We start from the raw sequence: 19,048 nt of genomic DNA, 5'->3' as shown, positions 1-19,048 counted from the left end.
TTGAAGCCTATTTAGAGTGTCGCCGAGGCATCCATACTGCATAGAAGCTCTGCTATAATGCCTGCCCCATGGCCGTCGCAAAGCTTTAAACAATCTTGCGACCACTGTGAGAGGTCTTTTTGCATCACGGCTTTTAGAGCAGCCTCAACGCTCAGTTTATCTACCAGGTGCTTGGGACCGATATTTATGGCCAGTCCCGCTGCCTGCATCTCATTTGCTACTTCGTTTTGATTCTCCGCACAGACTGCGATTATGCTCGGTAAACCGAGGCAAAGCCGTTCCCATGAACTTGCGCCAGCCGCACCAATTGCCAAGTCGGCCGAATGCATCAATTGCGCCAGGCTTGGCAGGTTCCGATGCAACTTTACCCCGTTCATTGCCGAAGCTGCTTCCTGAAGCCTTTTCAATCCCTCGCTGGAATCATACGGATAAACGACATCTACTTTTGATGCAGGCGCCGAGCTCTTTATTGCGTCAAGGCTCTTGATAAGCAGATCCCCTTCGGGATCGCCGCCACCAAAGTAAATCAATATTCGCCTGATGGTCGAACGCGACCGCGCTGACCGATGCAGTCTTGTATATTCAGGCTGAAGCAAAGCAAATCGTGGGCCAAGGAGCAGCATGCATGTCTGCGGCACAAGCGTTGCGTAACGATCATCGCTTTTGCGGCGAAAGTTCTGATCGAGCAGGATGTCGCACTCATGCGGTCGATCTGCCAGATCATCGATCACCATGATCTTTTTCGCTGTGGTTGATACGCGGCGCTCCCATCTCGCATCGAGAGCGTAGTGGTCTACGACAAGCCAATCGGGGCGAAAGTCCTTGAGAGCGAAGCTACAGATATCTGCATCTGTCAGGCGGTCTCGACGCAGCCACGCCGAATGCGACAGATCTGAGTCTGGCACTCCATCGATAATCGGCAAGTCGATCGTTTGATGACCATCCTCTTCAATACGTCTTGCAACAAAACCAAGGTCGATATTCCCGATAAAGCAAGTTTCGGCGCCACGCGATTTTAAGGCATTTGCCAAGGTTAGGCATCGGATCGCATGCCCCGACCCTATCTCCATCGTTGCATCGACCCTGAACGCAACCTTCATCGCCCTAGTTCAGCCTTTTGAAACCTGAGTGGGCCACAGGGCCGTTCAGGAGGCCAGAAACATCAAGCCCGCGCTCGCACCGACCTATGGACTCGAAGACAGGTTCGATAGCCTGGAAAAATCTGTCAACCACATCGGGCGTGTGAACCAATGAGCAGTATACGCTGTTTCCGGCGAGGTAACCCTTGGCGAGCATTTCCTGGGTGATCAAGGTCTTGTATGCCAGTGCGTTGTCGCTTTTAACGGTGAATCCGCAAAGAGCTGGCAGTCCCCAATGATCAATCTGGATGTCATGAGCATCAGCCAGTTCCTGCCACTTCCGGCGTATATTCCTGCCTGTCTCGGTGATGCGCTCCCATGAGCGTTCACGTTCCATGACCTCCAGGGTTTTCAGTGCTGCGGCAGAACCGATCCGCTCAGTCCAGAACGTGGATGAGATGAAGGTCGCTTGGGCCGCCTCCATGATCTCACGTCTCCCAATGACCGCCGTCACTGCATAGCCGTTGCCAATGGTCTTGCCAAAGGTGGCCATATCCGGGTCCACGCCATAGAGCTTGTGCAAGCCGCCAAATGTCTGGCGAAATCCCGAAGTGCACTCGTCAAAGATCAGGACGATACCACGCTGGCTGGTAACGCTTCGGATGTGTTCCAGAAAACCAGCCTCCGGTCCGGCATTGCGCGAAACCTCCATGAAGACGACCCCAACTTCGGGATCAGAGACCGCTGCGTCGAACTCGGAAATCGAGTTGTACGAAAACGGTATGATGGAACCGGCTAACTCCTGGGGTACCCCTTTGGGTTCAAGTCCGGGCAGCAGATGTCCTGCCAGAACTTTTTCGTTTCCGAGGTTCGCGGCCAAATACCAGTCGTGCCAACCGTGATAGCCACAGAATGCCACCTTATCACGACCGCTGGCAGCTCTGGCAATTCGAATTGCCACGGCATTCACCTCGCCGCCGGAGCGGCAGAAGCGGGCCATGTCCGCCCACGGATGCATATCTACCAGACGCTCTGCCAGATGAACCTCTTCGGGCGCATTGAATGTCGAGAGATTGCCGTCGCGAACGACGTTCATGACGGTTTCGTCCACCTCTGGATGCCCATAACCGAGCGTATTCGTACCCACGCCAAACAGGAACATGTCTATATAGGCGTTCCCGTCCAGGTCCCAGACGGTGTGACCCTTGGCTTTGCTGAAATAGGCTGGCCATTGCTCCGGAAGGAGCATTTCCGCACGTTTCGACAGAAGCGAGTTGCCCCCGGGTATGACCTTCTTGGCACGCTTCCAGAGCTTCTGACCGCTGTTGCTCATTGCTCACCCCAAACATACATCGTCTTGTAGCCCTGTTCTGCAAAAGGCGCCGTCAATTGAATGAGTGATGGGTTCGCATCGAGAAAAGCAACAATATCATGCACCCGAATGGTTGGAGCCTGATCCTTGAACATCGCATATACCGTTCGGCAAAGAGCAAGATCTTCGGGATTATCTACAGTCAACCTCAGGTCCTTGCGTTGTAGCTCTGTAGGGCCTGCAACGCGGATAATGTTAAATCTCGCCTGGTTCTCTCGCAGATATAGGGTGCACAGCTCCGATCGATGGCGAACATCACCGTTGCGATGCGACTCCTCCAGTACGGCGCGTGATATGATTTCGAAACCACATCCGTCTATGATGTCATCGAAAAATAGTGCATCCGCGCTTTCGGCTTGATAACGCGCCCAGGCTTCTCTCACCGGCTCAAAGTAAAGGAAGGGAGATTCGCTGGTGACCCGGAACACATCCGTCGCTCCCCCCAGCTCTGCGCAAGCGATCAGCCGGCCCAGTACGTCCACTTCATCGCCGACGATGTAGCGAAGGCCCTTTTCTTCAGCGATACGGCAAAAAACCTGATTTTCAATGCCTTCAGAGATACCCAGCACAATCTCGTCGATGATGCCCAGGTGCTCAAGGCAGCCGATGATGTTGTCGATGATCCGGATCCCGCTCTCTACATCCAGATTCTGGACGGGCTTGCCGTAAAGGCGACTGCCCTGGTTGCGGCAAGCGAGCGCTGCTACAAGACGCCGGCTCATGCACCAACCTCCAGGGCGTGCGACTGGATCGGAGTGTTTGCCGCAACAGCGCGCTTCAGCGTCTTTCCATAGACGAATTCGATGTCTGTGATGACGTCGTCGGCGCCCGCCCGCTTCAACATCACATGCTCTGGCGCCAAGTTTGTACCAGCCGGCAAGTCACGCGTAGCAATCACATGGCGACGGATCATTTTCCGATAGCCATGTTCTGCTTCAGACATTGCGAAATCGGCCGTTTCGCCGGTTGAGCCGAAAGCCAAGGCACAATTGCGGACAATCGCGGTGAACTCGCTGAATTCATCGGGATTCAACGCAGATTCATGGTCTTCCAACTTCATATTCTTGCCGAGGGTAAGGTGCTTCTCGATAACTGTTGCACCGGCCCCAATTGCGGTGGCAGCCAGAGCAAACCGGGTGCCGTCATTCGGATCCGCGTGGTCGGCAAAGCCAATCGAAACCCCTTCATGGCTTGCGCCCCAAATTTCAGCAAATTTTCTGACTCGAGCAATCTGATTGGCTTCAGTCGGAGTTGGATAACCCTGGAAACCGAGCAGGATCACAACCTCTTTGCCGGAAAGTACCTCCAGAGCCCGCGAAATTTCGCCGTGATTGGCGCCACCTGCGCCCAGCATGACCCGGGGGATGGAGCTCTGGGCGACATCTGCCAAGAAGCCAGCGTTGGCGATATCAGTGCCGTGCAGCTTTACAGATCGCACACCCAAGGTGCTTGCAAGTGACAGGCTTTTGCGACCGAAGACATCAAGATGCAGCTCGATCCCTGCGGAGGTTGCTTGTTGTGCCAGGCTTGCCCATACCGCATCTTCCATTTCAAGTGACTTGAACAACTCATAGTATTTGTAGTCCGGCGTTGCCAATTCATCTGCGTAGACGAGCTGAAATTTCGCTGCGTCTGCGCCGCCGGCGGCGGCTGCTTTGAGCAACAGGCTAGCCAATTGCGGGTTCCCTTCGAAACCCTGGGCAAGTTCAGCAACAATTTCGATATGGTTTTGGTCTGGCTTAGTCACTTGGCGTTCCAGTTCCCGGGGTTCAGGAGGTTATCATCCTTGGTGGAGAGTGAAGAGGGCGGCGCCACCTCCAGCGGCTTAACCGCCATCAACTCTTGAAGTTGGTCAGCACTCTGTGTCCCGACAATTATTCGGTCAATGAACGGGTTCGCAAGAGCAAAGCCAAGGCAGGCCTCCAGGCGCGTCAACTTTTCACTTGATAACCAGGCCTCGAACGATTGCCATAAGTCGTTCCAGCGAAAGAAGTGTTGCGGCCTCTCGGCAGGCTCCATCAGCAGTAAGCCCTGCAGGAATGCCGAGCGTGCATGGACTTCAACTGATTGCTCCTTCAGTCGCTCGAGCCAACCGGAGGTTTCCATGCGACGGTCGACAACATTATAGGGTAGCTGAACCAAGTCTAGGGCCAACCCTTGAGGAAGTCGATCCAGATCCTCGGGGCTATAGACCGATACGCCAAGCTTCTTGATCAGACCTTCTGATTTGAGATGCTCTAAGATGCTCCAAATCTCGGCCCCATCTGGACCATTTAATTCGCCGGGCCTATGCAGAAGCAATCCGTCGAGACTGGCACGCTTCAGGCGCATGAGTGACAACCGCACGGCTGTGTCTAACTCGGACGGCGCGACACCGGAAAGCTTGCTCACAACTTCGAAGCCTTCTAGTCCGAGTGATCCCAGCCGCGCTTCCGAAGAACCGTAGGCGGCAGCTGTATCAATTGTTCGGATCCCACCTGAGCGTGCGGTGTCCAGTATCAACGACGCTTCGTCGTTCGAAATTTCGCCTGTCGAATTCGAAACTCCATAAGCTAGTCCAAACTGCACTGTGCCTAGACCGAGCTTCATCCGACCAGCTCTTCAAAGGCTTTGACTACTTTGTCCTGCTCCTCATCCTTCAAATCGTAGAAGAGAGGGATACTCAAGGCTTCCTGGTAGAAGCCCATGGCCTCAGGATATGCCTGCGGATCATGCCCGAGATTGCGATAATAAGGGTGACAGGGCACCGGAATATAGTGGACTTGCGTACCAATGCCGCGCTCCCGAAGCGCTCGCATCAGATCGCCGCGCGATATCTTCAATCGATCAAATGCGATCCTCAATACATAGATGTGGTGACCGCTGCGGTCTCTCCCATGTTCCGGCTGTGCAGGACGCAGGTTCTTGAACTCTTTGAAGGCTTTGTCATAGGAAATCGCCAGTTGGCGTCGACGGGCAACGAACTTGTCCAGCTTCTTGAGTTGCGAGATTGCTAACGCACACTGGATGTCGGTGATCCGATAGTGGTAGCCAAGCTCGACCATTTCATAGTACCAGGGGTTCGGCTTCCCGTCATGCAAGGCCTGATCCTTGATGAGGAATGGATCGTCCAGCTTTCCAATTCCATGGCTGCGCAGACGCAGCAATTGTCGGTAATAGGCCTCGTTGTTTGTCGTAATCATTCCGCCTTCGCCTGCGGCTACAGCCTTCACGGGATGAAACGAGAACACCGTCATGTCGGAAAAGACACCGCTGCCGATGATTGAGCCGTCCTCATAACGCCCACCGAGCGCGTGAGCGGCATCTTCTATGACACACACCCCTGCCGACTTGGCGATATGGCCGATTTCGGCCATGTCGCACGCAAGCCCCGCATAGTGGACCGGCACCACCGCCCGCACGCTGCGGTTCGCAGAAAGCGCTTCGGCCAACTTATGGGGTGCCATGTTCACGGTTGCGGCGTCCACATCAACAAAGGAGGCATAGCCGCCAGCATAGTGTGCCGCGTTCGCACTTGCGACAAAGGTTATGGGAGATGTGAGCAGCGCTTTTTCTTCGCCGACGCCGGCAACGATCGCTGCAAGATGCAGCCCTGCCGTCGCGCTCGATACGGCCACTGCATATTTTGCTCCGGTGTAACCGGCTACGGCCTCTTCAAAGGCAGCAATCATCGGCCCTTGGGTCAACATGCCACCACGGAGAAGCTCGGAGACTGCCTCGACATCGCTTTCGTCGATATGATGGCGACCGTAAGGGATCATTTCATTTCACCTTTGTTCCATTCCATCCCGAAAGTGCAGCACCGGATCTCTTGTGGCGGCACTTCAGGACGCTGGCCATATGGGGTATCCGTGGAGATTTGGCTTGGTTGCCAGTGCCATTCAATGCGAAGAAGAATTTCGTTTGATCTCCTCTTTAAGCAAAGCCTCCAGTCGGTCAAGCAGTTCCTCTCTGTCAAAATTCTGAAGAAAAAATTGTCGTCCCCGATGTCCCATTGCATGCCGCTCTTCCGGCGAAAGGGCAGCGATCTTCTTGATTGCATCGGCCAGCGCAACTGCATTTCCCGCCTCTACCGCGATCCCCCCGCCGCTTTCCGCGACGATCTCGGCAACTTCACCATCAATTGCGGTGACCAGTGGTGTTCCGCTTGCCAGATAAGACTGTATCTTTGTTGGTATCGTTCTGCTGAATGCCTCAGCTGGCCTCAAGGTCGCCAGCAGCACATCCGCATTGGCGTAGAAATAGTCCATCGTTTCAAACGGGAAACGTCCAAGGAGTTGAAAGTTTTCTGCTACACCTTTCTCCCCGATTTGTTGCTTAAGATAGGGCAAGGCGTCGCCTTCCCCAACGATGACCCAGTTGACCTTGATCTCTGAGTCAAGAAGTCGTGCTGCTTCTGTGACGGTACCGAAATCTTGAGAGTGTCCGATATTGCCAGTAAAGACGACGTTGAAATCGTCTGCAAACCTCGGCATTTCGTCCCAAGCCTGTTTGTCAACACGCTTCCTTGGCTCCCATTGGGGCATGTAGACAACGCGCCCGGGCTCAAGACCTCCCACGTCTATGATGTGGCTCACAAACCGACGAGATTGTCCTAGGATCCGATCGCATCTTCTGTAGATCCAGCGGGTCACCGTATGCATGATCCTGATCACGCGACGGTTGTTCATCCTTCCGGATGCCGACAGGCTATCCGGCCAGAGATCCATCACCCACAGGACAAGAGGGACTTTAAGCAAGCGTTTGGCAACGATTGCTGGTAAAACCTGTGTAACGGGTGAGACCATCCAGCAGAATACTATATCCGCTTGGCGCCGCCTGAAAATCAACATGACCGAACAGAACAGTGCAAAGCTCACATAGTTCAGCGCGAGAGCAATACGGCTCGACTGTCCCCGCCGAATCAAGGGACAGCGGATAATCTCTACACCATCCTTCTCTTCGCGAAACGGACCTTTCCAGAATGAGTAGCCGTCAAAGAACTTGCCGCCGGGGTAATTTGGGAGGCCCGTTACAACGGTTACCGTATGGCCCCTCTCCGTCAGCCCCAAAACAATATCGTTCGCACGGAAATCTTCGGGCCAAAAATATTGCGACAGGAAAAGCACATGCATGTGAAAGGCCTCATTGCCCAAAGCCATCGGCGCTTTTGGCCGCGGACTGTTACTTCCAGATTCCCTCAACCGGCCCCAGTTTGCCCTGCGCGACGACGAGCAGGCCCTTGAGGTTGCCCCAGAAGCGACGCAGGCCGCTTCCTTCTCGGTGCCAAAGGGATTGACTGATGTTCAGTATGCATTGGCCAAACAGCGCCCAAGACAGTGCTACGGACGAGAAATTGCCCATCTTGCGGGTGAAATAAATCCTGTTGACGACCTGTTGAATGCCAAGAGTGACATGCTTCGACATCAGGACCGGGTGAGGCCAGTGCCAGACCCGCGCATCCGCCACCACCCAAAGCTCAAGTTTTCGCGAAACGCGATAGCTGAAATCGACATCTTCGAGGAACCCATGGCCGATGTACCACTCGTCATACTGAAACTGTTCAATCACTTCCCGGCGCCACAATGTGGCTCCGCCGTATAGCCATTCGGTTTCCAGATGCTCTTCAGGAACGCCGATCGACGTTGCAAAACCAGATTTCAGCAGCTTTCCTTGGTGATGAGAATTCAGCAGGAAAAAGTCAGATAGGCCACCGCGTCTTGAAGTTCTCAGGGGCTGGTTGACGATTGCAAAGGCCGCGCCGCCAATCGTTGACTTCGCATTCTCCCAGAACCGGAGCATCCGTTCTGTTGCGTCGGGCTCAAGCTCAAGATCGTCGTCCAGATATCCCGCAACGGTAATGTCGTTATGAAGAGCCGCCATCCCGGCATTGCGTTGCCGCGCGAGAGATGGTGGAAATTCACGCACATACGTCAACGGCAACGCCGGGAAGTCATCACAAACGAACCGAACCGGATCAGAGCTCCCGTCCACGATCACAATCTGTGCCGGTGCCTCAGTCTGTTTGCTCAGGCTTATCAGCAGTTTACGCAGGTCGGCGGCACGGTCCTTTGTCGGCACCACATAGGCAATTTTATGGATCGTCATGACGAAATTCGGCTCGTTCGAGGGTCGATCATCGGCTTGCGCAGGGGTCATTTCCCCCAGACTACCCTGTCCACATAATTCGTGTAGCTCAAGATGATCCTTACCACCTTGCGTGACACATCTGTCGGTCGATAATCAGGCGGTATCGATATCGGCCCTGCCTGTTTCGTGGCGATATCTTCTGCCTGTCGAACGACAACAGATACGCTGTCCAGCATCCGTTCGGCTTCTATGCCACTCATGATCACCGTTCCCACGTCGACGCCTTCAGGTCTCTCATGCGCATCGCGGATCATGATCGCTGGAAAACCGAGCAATGCTGCCTCTTCAGTCAGAGTGCCACTGTCAGAGACCACGCAATATGCGTCTCTTTGAAGCCTGATATAGTCCAGAAGACCGAGAGGCTTGACAAACCGTATGCGGCTATTCGCTGTAAGGGTGAGTTCGTCGAGCCGCTTCCTCGTTCGCGGATGGGTGGAAAATATCACGTCCTTGTCGAAGTGTTCGGACAGCCGATTGACACCCTCAATCAATGCCTTCAGCCTGGCAGGGTCGTCCACGTTTTCTTCTCGATGGCTGGATACCACAAAGTAACTTTTGGATTGGACGGATAGCGTATTCAGGATCCGGGACGCTTCAATTCCATCGCGATAATGCGCAAGCACCTCCGGCATCGAAGAGCCAACCACAAAAGTTCGCTCAGGTCTCTGCCCCTCGGAGAGCAGATAGCGCCGTGCATGCTCGGTCAGGGTCATGTTCACATCGCTTAGATGATCAATGATCTTCCGATTGATCTCCTCGGGGACACGCTGATCGAAGCATCGGTTTCCCGCCTCCATGTGAAAGACCGGTATCCTCAGTCGCTTGGCAGCGATTGCGGCCAGGCAACTGTTGGTGTCTCCGTAAAGCAGTACGGCATCCGGTTGGATCGTCCGCAGGAGCGCGTCGCTCTTGGCAATGACCAATCCGATCGTCTCGGCCGCTGTTGCGCCAGCCGCGTTCAGAAAGTGCTGAGGACGCCGAATTCCGAGCTCCTCAAAAAACACTTCGTTGAGTTCATAGTCATAATTCTGGCCAGTATGGACCAGAACGTGATCTGTATGAATATCGAGCTCGGCAATAACCCGGCTGAGCTTGATAATCTCAGGCCTTGTTCCGACGATTGTCGCGACCTTCAGCCGAGAATCGGCGCGCGCTTCTGTCTCGCTCATCATTCAAACTCAGCGCAAGAGTTCCGAAGTGTCGTTGAAATCGCGGTCCTCGACCAGAAGCTTGTACTTCTTCAGCAAGGCCCTCGTCTCTTCCAGCGTCATGACAGTATCACCGGAACTGAACTCGCGCCCCAGGATCTCTCCTTTGTGCGCCTCCTCATTCATCAGCTCTGGCAGCATGGGAAGAATGGCCATGAAGTCTCCCCGAATAACGGTATGCGTGCACTCTTCTTCCGAAACCATCAGTTCGTGCATCTTCTCGCCCGGTCGGATTCCGATTATCTTTGTAGGGATATCTCTTTCACCAATGAGTGCATGAGCAATATCGATTACCGTTGCAGACGGCGCACGAGGAACAACGATTTCGCCGGGCAGGGCAGTCTCGATTGCTTCGAACACGGTGTCGACCGCTTGATCCAGGCTGAGCAGGAAGCGTGTCATCTGGGGCACAGTCAAAGTGACCGGCCCTCCATTGCGGATCTGCTCATGGAAAACCGGGATCACAGATCCACGCGAGGCCAGGACGTTGCCATATCGTACGCCGACAAAGCGCGTCTTGCTGGACAGAACATTTCCCGCAATAAAAATGCGCTCGTGGATCGCTTTGGTCATGCCCATGACGTTCACGGGCTTGCATGCCTTGTCCGTCGATACGCCGACGATAACCTCAGGACTTGCCATCCGTTCGCGAACTGCGCGAACGATATTCACCGGACCCTCGCAATTTGTCAGCACCGCCTGTTCAGGGAAGTATTCGCAGGTGGGCACTTGCTTCAGCGCAGCGGCATTGATGACGATATCAACATCGCGCATCGCGCCGCAAACGTCGGCATAAGATCGAACGTCCCCAATCCGAAATTCAAGCATATTCAGGAAGTTGCGGTAGATGACTTCGTCTGTGCTGGCGCTCTTGCTGAGATAGGCCAGGCGCATCTCGTGCTGTTTGCCTTCATCGCGGCTCATCACGATCACTTTCGCAGGGTCTCCCCGCTCACCAGAGATGACACGACGCACCAAACTCTTGCCCAACGAGCCGGTACCACCGGTGATCAGGATTCTCTTGCCTTCCAGAATCTTTTTCATCTTTTTCTTTCGATTTACGGTGAAACTCACTCGACCTCAGTGTCGAGTTTCGATCAGCTTGGCTAACTCTTCGAGCATTTGATCCCACGATGGTGGAGCATAGTCCGTCTCTGCGACCAAACGGCCGTTAATCAGACTCCGGTCGCATACAAATGAGGGGTCAGCCTCAACTGTGACGCCGGATTTTCCGAGCTTGGCGGCCAACCTATGAAGTAACTCGTACTTGGAGATCCGATCGGAAGCCACGTGATAGAGGCCGTGCATCTCCGGTCTGCGACAGACGACGTGGTCAACGAACCTGGCAATTTCCATGGTGGTCAAGCCGGTGAAAATGGCATTCGTATAGCCTTTCACCGCGCCGCGCTGACGCAAGAACCATTCTATCAGGCTCGTCTTGCGGTGTAGCTCCAGCCCGATAATGGATGTTCTCAAAGTGATGCAATGTGGGGCCTCAACCTCTCCCAGGAACTTGGTCCGGCCGTAGACATCAATTGCATCCGATAGGTCAGCCTCCGAATAGCCGCCTCTATCTCCTCTGAAGACACAATCCGTGCTGAAATGCACAAGACGGGCGCCTTGTCCTTCGCAAAGATGCGCGAGGCGGTGCGGCAAGACGGAGTTGATTTCCAGGCTTTGCAGTCTGTCCTTGGAGCTGTCGCGCTGTTTTACTATGCCCGCAGCGTTGACCACCATCTCGGGTTGATAGAGCTCGATCGCCCTCTTCAGATCGGCTGTCGAGCGCAGGTCCAACTCGTCAATGGTGTTTTCCTTATCAAACAAATCAAAAGCAGCGTATTCGGCGACGGATTTTCTGACCGTCACCTTTACGTCGTGATTCTGGCGAAGCTGGACGAGCAACTGATGCCCCAGCATGCCGTCTCCGCCCAAAATGAGTATACGCATGTGTAAGTCGCCGTTGCAGTAAGCTCCGCGTCGGAGCTTTTCGAATCTTCATTTCGTCGCCGCAAGATCGTCAGATCTGATCATTATGCGCGCCTGCCTACATGAGATTCTACCAACTTGCAATTTCCTCCGGACCGTCCGCTACAGAGCAACCCAAAGCAGCCGCTTTTCTTCAATCACGGCGCTCGAGCGTCACACGCGCGACGTCAGGATTTGGTCGCACAACTCTCTTACTGCTCCGTGCCCACCAGCCCGCGTCGTCGTGATCACGCAGATGTCTTGCACCTGCTTAACGCCGTTCGCCACCGTGACAGGGACGCCGACCCGAGCGAGAAGCGAAAGGTCATTGACGTCGTCGGCGATGTGACAAACTTCGGACATGTCCACACCGAGCTCGCCGGCCAGTTCGATGATCCTTGTCGATTTGTCCTCAACGCCGGTGAAGCAGTACTTGATACCGAGCGCTGCGGCGCGTTGAGGAATGATCTGGTTGCGGCTTTGGCTGATCAGACAAACAGTGACGCCGGCGTTCATGAGAAGCTTGAGCCCCATGCCATCCTGTACATTGAAGCGGAGCAATAATTGCCCATTTGCGTCGTAATAGAGACCCCCGTCAGTCAGAACGCCATCAACGTCACATGACAGAATGCGAATGCTGGCGAGACGGTTGTTCAACTCAGTGTCTTCGAGCTTCGTCTTCATCTGTTTTCTCTGCCCCAATCGGTATGTTGGCCGCCAACACACGGACCAAGCCGCGCGCGGCCAATGGTTCGTAATAGGCTTCACAGAAGCGCACGGCCTTCTGATAATCGTCTGGCGATCCCGTCTCAGAAAGAGTCAGTGCCGAAACCAATTCCTCCGGATTCCTGAACACGATGCGGTAACCCTTCAACGGGAAGAGGGGGTCAATGACCGACTCCTCGTTTGGCATCTGGTAATAGAGTGGTCGCGTCTGATGCAAAGGCGCGGCTATGATAGCCGAGCTGCCCCGATAAATCGCCCATCGTGACTGCGCAAGATCTTCATCAAGGGTTCTTCCCTCTGACCATCTGAAATTTGCGGGGAGCGCGTTGAATTGGCTTCTTTGTGACGTGAACCGTTCTTTGTCGAGTGCCGGATGCATCCTTATGCTGAACATGACATCTGGCAGTTGAGATGCCGCCGCCACAGCCACATCCAACAAGGCGGCAGCTTCTTCCACCAGACCCTCGGGCAAGATCAGGCAGGTGCGAGATGTCTTTGGGGTTGTGCTCAGGGGGCGTGCGGAGGCGCGAGGGCTTCCCAATACCTCAAGCACCTTCGTTGCCTCACAAGTGGCACTCAAGATCTGCAGCGCCGCTTCACCCGTTACAAAGATGGCATCAGGGTCGTATCCATGACCAAGCTTCGCAGCAAGGGCATGATGCATCGGAAACAGCGGCGCATGTGCAAAGGCGAAGCACTTGATTGCTTCATCGGCTTGTCGCGCCCGTCTGAAAACCACGCGCTCCCAGCTATGTCCCTCATAGGTAATGAATATGGCTTTAGGACGCAGCGACTTGACGAGATCATGCACTTGATCCCCGATGCGAAGCGCTGAGCGAGACGCCGGCGCAAATGCATTTCGAGCTGCGTATCGAGCCAGCGCCAACTCTTCCGGGACTTTACCCTTGTGGAAAAGGAGTTTTGTTGAAGCCTTCACCAATCTCGCGGTTATGCCGAATTCGCCCCTGACATCAGAGATTTTTGGCAACAGGACTTTCCCGGAATACACCGCCGGATGAGGTGTCGAACGCGCTCCGGATGGGGAATGATCAATAAGGGCCGTCTTGCTGATGATTCCGTAGCCCTGCAGCTGCTCAGAAAGATTGCCGATATAAAGATCGCGTTCACCCGATAGATGTTTGTCGTCGAAATGGTGGGATATGAACAGTATATCGATATCGGCTTCCTGATAGGCCTTGCAGCTCCCGCGCTCCCGACTGAATGACGCAAGAAGGGGCACAACGCCATTTTGCCATATTGCCCTGGCCCAGAAGGCGAACCGTTCCCGCATGCCGCTGGTTTGCAGTAAGCCCTCGAAGACTTTCAAAGAGTTCGGATGGCTGTTGCGGAAGTGCAGCGCCTCAACGGCCGCAATGTCCGCGTCCGGTATCTGCCGAATGATGTTCGACCCTGCGTAAGCGATCTTCTCCAGCTTGGCCTGGTCAGGCTCGCGTCGCCCCAGCCTCGACATCCGTTGCCTTTCAGTCAAGTTGCCAGTTTCCCTTCGAACATTGCAATGTAGTTCTCGGCTAGCGCGTTATTGGCAACGAATTGGCGCGCATACTGTTGCGCAGCCTGCTTCTTTTCATGGAACGAAGTTTCGTCAAGGTCGATCAGTCCCTGAAGGAACTCCACAAATTTATCTTCTTCTTCGAGTGCTATATCTGCGCCAATGCCGAGCGGCTGCAAATCTCGCCATGGGGTACGATCACTCAAGGCAACAGGGCAGCCCGCTCCCAAGGCTTCCAGAACCACATGAGCGAAGTTCTCGCCTAGGGAGGGCAGAAGAAGAATGTCCGATTGGCTCAAGGTGCGAAGAACTTCAGACGGAGGAAGGGATCCCTTGATCGTCACCTTGATGTGCCCGGGAAGGCGCTCAATTTCTTTCTGACATTCAGCCCAGTAGGCTTTGTCTTCCGCAGGTCCGACAACAACGAATTCGATATGTCCTTTCAGTTTCGCGACAATCCGAATGGCCGTGTGGAGGTTCTTCATCGGCGAAATTCGGCCGACGAACGCAATGACAGCGTCACCAGCTCTTTTTGGCTTCAGGTCGGCGGGCATGATCAAGGGTGACGGCAGATCGGACGCTATGAAGATTTTTGCTTCGGGACCTGCGACCCGGCGGATATCTGCTGCTTCGTGCACGGTTGAAGCTTGCCATACTACGTTGCGCCATATTCCAAATGTTCGAAGCATCCCGAGATAGACCTTCTTTTGCCATGGCTTCAGCGAAAGTGCTCCAGGGGAGAATTCACCGCGCGGAGCCAGAATGATCAGCGGCGGCGGATCCAACGCCTTGCGCGCCCGTATCGCTGCAAGCAGGGGAATGAGCGTATACCTGCGTGAAAGCACCGAATTCAGATAGATCACATCTGGTTTCTGATGCAGGATTTCCGACAGGATGCGTCCAACGGTCATGTCTGCGGTTTCAGTATACATGATCCTTGCGCCCTCCCGGTTCTCCCAGTCGCCTGGACGAACGCCAGGGTAGTGCTCCTTTTCACCAAGATCATGCGCCCGGGTAATGATGCGAAACTCGACAGTGCCGCTTAAGGTCATCACCATGTTTCGGATCGTGGTGATCGGACCTCCCCCGCGGAAACCTGGAAGATAATAGTCACAGAAGACCAGGGCCTTGAGCCGTTCGCGACGCTCGGTCAAACTCATCATGAGGACCTGAATGAAGGAGACGAAATAGAGTTCAGGCTGTCGTGCAAGGAAGGAAGAGCGTATCCCAGTGCATCAGATAGCTTCTCGGTCGATAGGGACATGTCCAGGGGGCGAGGCGCCTTCAACGGGGCCTTGGATAGTTCAGCGGCAGAAATCAAGCCGCGGTCCAGACCAAAATGCTCCGCCAACCTGTGCGCGAACTCGAACTTCGAGATCCGCTCGGCGCCGCAGCAGTGATAGATCCCGGCTAAATCCAACCCAGCGGCTGCGAGAATCGTTCGAGACAGGAGCGGCATGGCGATTGGCGTGAAATATGCGTCGGTAAAGGCGTTGAGCGTCTGACCCGTGCGAAGGCGCTCAAGCATCCAGTCTGAGAGCGATTTGCGCCACGTCAAGCCGTTGCCGAAGAAGTTGGTCCGCAAGATCAAAGCGTCGGGATTTGCCTCCGATACCAGTTTTTCGCCTAGAGCCTTGGTCCGCGCATAAGCGTTTAGCGGATGAAGGGGCTCTTCCTCCGAGACATTTTGGTTCGTTCCATCCCATAAGTGATCGGTAGAAATGTATACGAACTTTTGGTGGCTGAGAGCGCCGCCAGCAAATTCCGATGCCGCCCCAGCGTGCAGTCGTTCGGCCAGCGCTTCGTTCGCCTCGCATCTGTCGACGTCGGTTAATCCCGCGACATAGACAATGACATCTGGATCAGATTGCCTGAGGATTTTGCGCACGTCCAAGGATTGTGCGAGGTCCAGAGGGATGACATTTTGATCTTGGGCTGTGCTGTTGGAGTTTGCAGTCGCCCATGTCTCTATCCCGACGTCAATAAGTGACCGGCACAGCGAATGTCCAAGCATGCCGCTCCCACCGACGATCAACCATCGCCTGTTCACTGGCTTAACTCCTGCAAACGGCCGTCTAACATCGTCAATACACGATCGCATGGGGCCAGAGTACTCATCCGATGGGCTATCACGACAATTGTCTTCTGCCCACGCAAAGCTTCGATAGACTCCACGACCAGCCGCTCTGTATCGCCGTCCAGCGCTGATGTGGCCTCGTCGAACAGCAGTACATCGGGGTCATGGTAAAGAGCGCGCGCAATACCGATCCGCTGGCGCTGTCCACCGGAAATTGCGGCGCCCTGTTCCCCGACCATTGTCTGCGCACCGAGCGGCAAAGATGACACAAACTGATCGAGTCGGGCGAGTTTCAGCGCCTGTTCAACGCGTCTGTCATCTATTTCTTCTTCCGGGATACCAAATGCCACATTCTGCCTCAGACTTTCGTCTGAAAGATAGACTGACTGGGGGACATAACCGATGCGCGACAGCCAGGCGTCGAGATTGCTTGAAATCTCCACACCATCTGCGCGAACGCTTCCCGACGCAGGCGGCAGCAGCCCTATCATGACATCAAAGAGAGTGCTCTTTCCGCTTCCTGAGGGGCCGATGATGCCGACGCATTCGCCCCAGTTCACTGCGAGGTTCAAATCTTGTAGAATCCAGGTGCCGCCGGGATAGGCAAGTGAAACATCTTCCAGTATCAGGCCATGTTCTGCCGATGTCTCGACGATGTCGGCGCGGCGCCCAACTGGAACCGGAGCGCCAGAAATCGTCCCGTGGTGGAATTCGTGCCAGACAGCCATGACGGCCGGCGCACCCATGCGCAACTGCTGGGCGGCGCCGAGCAACTTGCTTGCTGAATTCATCAGCCGTAAAGAAGCCACGCCGAATACTGTCAGCAGCGGCACGATATCGGCCATTTTCTGGTTTGCGGTCATCAGCGACATTGCAGCGAAGAAAACAAGCACGAGCGCCGTTTCAAGATAATATCGGGGTAGTTGTGTAAACAAACTGCGGTCTGACTGCGACCGTGCATATGTTCTCCGCGCTCGCTCAAGCCGCCGGACAAGTTCATCTTGCCGCCCGAGCACGCGCACCTCCCGCCCGGCACCAATTCCCTGTTTGAGCTCGTTCAAAACTTCAAAACTTGCACGTTGAAATTGTTCGCCGACAAGATTGAGCCGACGCTTTATGAAGTAGTAATATACACTGGATAGAGCGACGATGATAAGTGCAGCTGTGAATGCGACTTCGACGTAGAAAAACAGAAGCGCTCCCAGCAAAATAACTAAGAGAAGAAGTTCTGCAAAAATCGTAATCATTGGGATCAAGAATGATAGAAAGACATGACTGCAGGAGGTTGAAGCGTTTCTGATCAATTCTGAGGAATTTCGGTTCGAAATCGACGGCCAGGGTCCCCGCAGATATTTTTCAAACAGTTTGCGCCCGAGTTCAGCTTCAGCGGCAAACAAGAAATGGTATTGCCATTTCAACAGGAACACCGACAGAAAGTTCTTGATGACAAAAACGAAAGCGATGAGCCCGGAGAACAAAAAGGCGGGTGCAGCGCTGGCACCTGCCAAAGAAGAAGGCAAGAAGCTGGCAAGTGCCTGAAATTGACCATCCGACGAGTTATCCACGAGGGAGACCACCAGCGGAAAGAACAGGGCAATACCGGCGGCATCAAGAGCGGCGAGAATGGCAAAGCTTGCCAACAGCAATGGCAGTTTGCGACGCGTGCCCGGGTCGAGGAGTGAAAGGCTCTTGCCGAGTGGTAGGGTAGTCAGTTTCATGATTCCGGAAGGCCTTTTCTCGCCCTTTGAGACTCGGGCCGTATTCGCATAAATTATCCTGCAACGGAAGTCGAAGTCGCCAGCCTGCTATCCTTGCACCGTGCTGGATAAACGCGTCTGAAGAGGTTGTTCGCAGAAGGACTGCCATTCGACCCAGCCGCAGTTGAGGCAATGTTGCGAGATTCTGTCCCAAGGTCTCCGCGATGTCGTGGGGCAAACTGCACCTTCGGACGCCGTGAAGGGATGGCCAATATGAGCCGCGGGGGCAGACCCATCTGTTCAGCTTGAACCGCTGGCTTTGTACAGGCACGAAATTCGCTGCTGCAAAACTCCTTTGGCTTGAGCTGGTTAGTCGGACTTGCGACCCTTTTGCCGGACAAAGGCGGACGGATTCCACTGAAGCATGGTCCGGGTCTTTTCTATATCGACTTCAAGATTGTCCAGCAGTCTGTTTTTCATGGGCGCATGAACGGCAAGCAATCGTAGAACCGTATTGGACAATAGGAAATTCATCATCTTCGACGGTTCGGTCCAGCCAAAATCAAGAAGTATATCGTGGGTCGATATCGGGTGGCTGTCCGCGACCAGGAAAATCTGATTGGCGGCCTCCTTTCGCTGGTGTGCGGCAAGTATTGCACTGGAAAGGTTCGAAAGATGGACGAGCGATCGGCTGTTTTTGATAGATCCAAACGGAGAAGGTGGGTGGAATTTCCCCCATTTTTCGAGGGTCGCCATGTTGCCCTTTGCACCCTGCCCATAAACCAGCGGAGGTCGGATGACCACGATTTCCATACCTGAGTGTGTCCCCAGGTCGAACAAAGCAGCTTCCGCTTCTGCTTTCGAGACAGCATATGGGCCTTGAGGCGCAGGCGGATCGTCTGCTCTGAAGGGTTGAGCAGCTTTCGTTGTTTCGCCGTTGACCTTGATCGTGCTTACGAAAATGAAGCGTCGTACGCCAGCCTGCGCTGCTGCGCGCGCAAGATTAAGGGTCGCTTCCACGTTCGCCTTTCGAAACTCAGAGAGAGGATCCTTGGCACGGTCTCTGGTCAAATGAACACGCGCCGCCAGATGAATGATTGTATCGACATCACCGAGCAAGGGCGCCCAATCCATCTCGGGGCCATATGTTGGCACTTGTAAAAGGCCGGTTTTGGCAGCCCGGGATACGCCTTTAACCCGAATCCCCTGTTTCTGCAGTTCCTGCAGGAGGTAGCTGCCGACAAACCCCGATGCGCCAGTCACTAAAGTCCAAGTCACATGGCCC

The 19,048-nt window shown here is 54.5% G+C and carries 17 protein-coding genes; all 17 read right to left on the bottom strand.

The features are described from left to right. Nucleotides 1–11: 11 nt before the first annotated feature. The 17 genes from pseG to AC1PUL_RS21090 all read right to left on the bottom strand — a co-directional run bounded on the left by pseG (nt 12) and on the right by AC1PUL_RS21090 (nt 19,041). Nucleotides 12–1,100, bottom strand: a complete 1,089-nt coding sequence (pseG, locus tag AC1PUL_RS21170) for a UDP-2,4-diacetamido-2,4,6-trideoxy-beta-L-altropyranose hydrolase (protein WP_480465951.1) — start codon at nt 1,098–1,100, stop codon at nt 12–14. Between the two features lie 4 nt (nt 1,101–1,104). Continuing rightward, a complete protein-coding gene (locus AC1PUL_RS21165; protein ID WP_480465950.1) occupies nt 1,105–2,412 on the bottom strand; it encodes an aminotransferase class III-fold pyridoxal phosphate-dependent enzyme in 1,308 nt (435 codons plus the stop codon). Continuing rightward, nucleotides 2,409–3,173, bottom strand: coding sequence for a hypothetical protein (locus AC1PUL_RS21160; protein ID WP_480465949.1), 765 nt, complete (start codon nt 3,171–3,173; stop codon nt 2,409–2,411). Before AC1PUL_RS21160 ends, AC1PUL_RS21165 begins: the two co-directional genes overlap by 4 nt. Next, nucleotides 3,170–4,198 (bottom strand): N-acetylneuraminate synthase family protein, encoded by a 1,029-nt coding sequence (locus tag AC1PUL_RS21155; protein WP_480465948.1) that lies wholly within the window; start codon nt 4,196–4,198, stop codon nt 3,170–3,172. Before AC1PUL_RS21155 ends, AC1PUL_RS21160 begins: the two co-directional genes overlap by 4 nt. Continuing rightward, on the bottom strand, nt 4,195–5,040 hold the full coding sequence (locus AC1PUL_RS21150) for an aldo/keto reductase (protein WP_480465947.1): 846 nt from the start codon (nt 5,038–5,040) through the stop codon (nt 4,195–4,197). The genes AC1PUL_RS21155 and AC1PUL_RS21150 overlap by 4 nt, the downstream gene beginning before the upstream one ends. Next, nucleotides 5,037–6,212, bottom strand: a complete 1,176-nt coding sequence (pseC, locus tag AC1PUL_RS21145; protein WP_480465946.1) for a UDP-4-amino-4,6-dideoxy-N-acetyl-beta-L-altrosamine transaminase — start codon at nt 6,210–6,212, stop codon at nt 5,037–5,039. Before pseC ends, AC1PUL_RS21150 begins: the two co-directional genes overlap by 4 nt. 120 nt (nt 6,213–6,332) lie before the next feature. Then, entirely contained in the window at nt 6,333–7,565 is a 1,233-nt protein-coding gene (locus AC1PUL_RS21140; protein ID WP_480465945.1) for a glycosyltransferase family 4 protein, read from the bottom strand. A 49-nt stretch (nt 7,566–7,614) separates the two neighbouring features. After that, nucleotides 7,615–8,589, bottom strand: coding sequence for a glycosyltransferase family 2 protein (locus AC1PUL_RS21135; RefSeq protein WP_480465944.1), 975 nt, complete (start codon nt 8,587–8,589; stop codon nt 7,615–7,617). Then, nucleotides 8,586–9,749, bottom strand: coding sequence for a non-hydrolyzing UDP-N-acetylglucosamine 2-epimerase (gene wecB, locus AC1PUL_RS21130; protein ID WP_480465943.1), 1,164 nt, complete (start codon nt 9,747–9,749; stop codon nt 8,586–8,588). Before wecB ends, AC1PUL_RS21135 begins: the two co-directional genes overlap by 4 nt. Before the next feature lie 9 nt (nt 9,750–9,758). Further along, complete coding sequence (locus tag AC1PUL_RS21125; RefSeq protein ID WP_480465942.1) at nt 9,759–10,832, bottom strand: polysaccharide biosynthesis protein; 1,074 nt, start codon at nt 10,830–10,832, stop codon at nt 9,759–9,761. 36 nt (nt 10,833–10,868) lie between these two features. Beyond that, nucleotides 10,869–11,735: a dTDP-4-dehydrorhamnose reductase family protein gene (locus AC1PUL_RS21120; RefSeq protein WP_480465941.1), complete on the bottom strand. Its 867-nt coding sequence runs from the start codon at nt 11,733–11,735 to the stop codon at nt 10,869–10,871. Nucleotides 11,736–11,927: 192 nt separating this feature from the next. After that, nucleotides 11,928–12,437, bottom strand: coding sequence for a KdsC family phosphatase (locus AC1PUL_RS21115; RefSeq protein WP_480465940.1), 510 nt, complete (start codon nt 12,435–12,437; stop codon nt 11,928–11,930). Next, nucleotides 12,412–13,968, bottom strand: coding sequence for a hypothetical protein (locus AC1PUL_RS21110; protein ID WP_480465939.1), 1,557 nt, complete (start codon nt 13,966–13,968; stop codon nt 12,412–12,414). Before AC1PUL_RS21110 ends, AC1PUL_RS21115 begins: the two co-directional genes overlap by 26 nt. Next, nucleotides 13,965–15,149, bottom strand: coding sequence for a glycosyltransferase (locus tag AC1PUL_RS21105; RefSeq protein ID WP_480465938.1), 1,185 nt, complete (start codon nt 15,147–15,149; stop codon nt 13,965–13,967). Before AC1PUL_RS21105 ends, AC1PUL_RS21110 begins: the two co-directional genes overlap by 4 nt. Further along, the gene (locus tag AC1PUL_RS21100) at nt 15,149–16,039 is read right to left on the bottom strand and encodes an SDR family oxidoreductase (protein ID WP_480465937.1); all 891 of its coding nucleotides are present in this window, start codon (nt 16,037–16,039) and stop codon (nt 15,149–15,151) included. Before AC1PUL_RS21100 ends, AC1PUL_RS21105 begins: the two co-directional genes overlap by 1 nt. Beyond that, nucleotides 16,036–17,784, bottom strand: a complete 1,749-nt coding sequence (locus AC1PUL_RS21095; protein ID WP_480465936.1) for an ABC transporter ATP-binding protein — start codon at nt 17,782–17,784, stop codon at nt 16,036–16,038. Before AC1PUL_RS21095 ends, AC1PUL_RS21100 begins: the two co-directional genes overlap by 4 nt. A 348-nt stretch (nt 17,785–18,132) precedes the next feature. Then, nucleotides 18,133–19,041 (bottom strand): NAD-dependent epimerase/dehydratase family protein, encoded by a 909-nt coding sequence (locus AC1PUL_RS21090; protein ID WP_480465935.1) that lies wholly within the window; start codon nt 19,039–19,041, stop codon nt 18,133–18,135. Nucleotides 19,042–19,048 lie beyond the last annotated feature (7 nt).

It is taken from the genome of Rhizobium sp. P43 (assembly GCF_056730705.1).
This window is presented reverse-complemented; position numbering and strand designations above follow the sequence as displayed.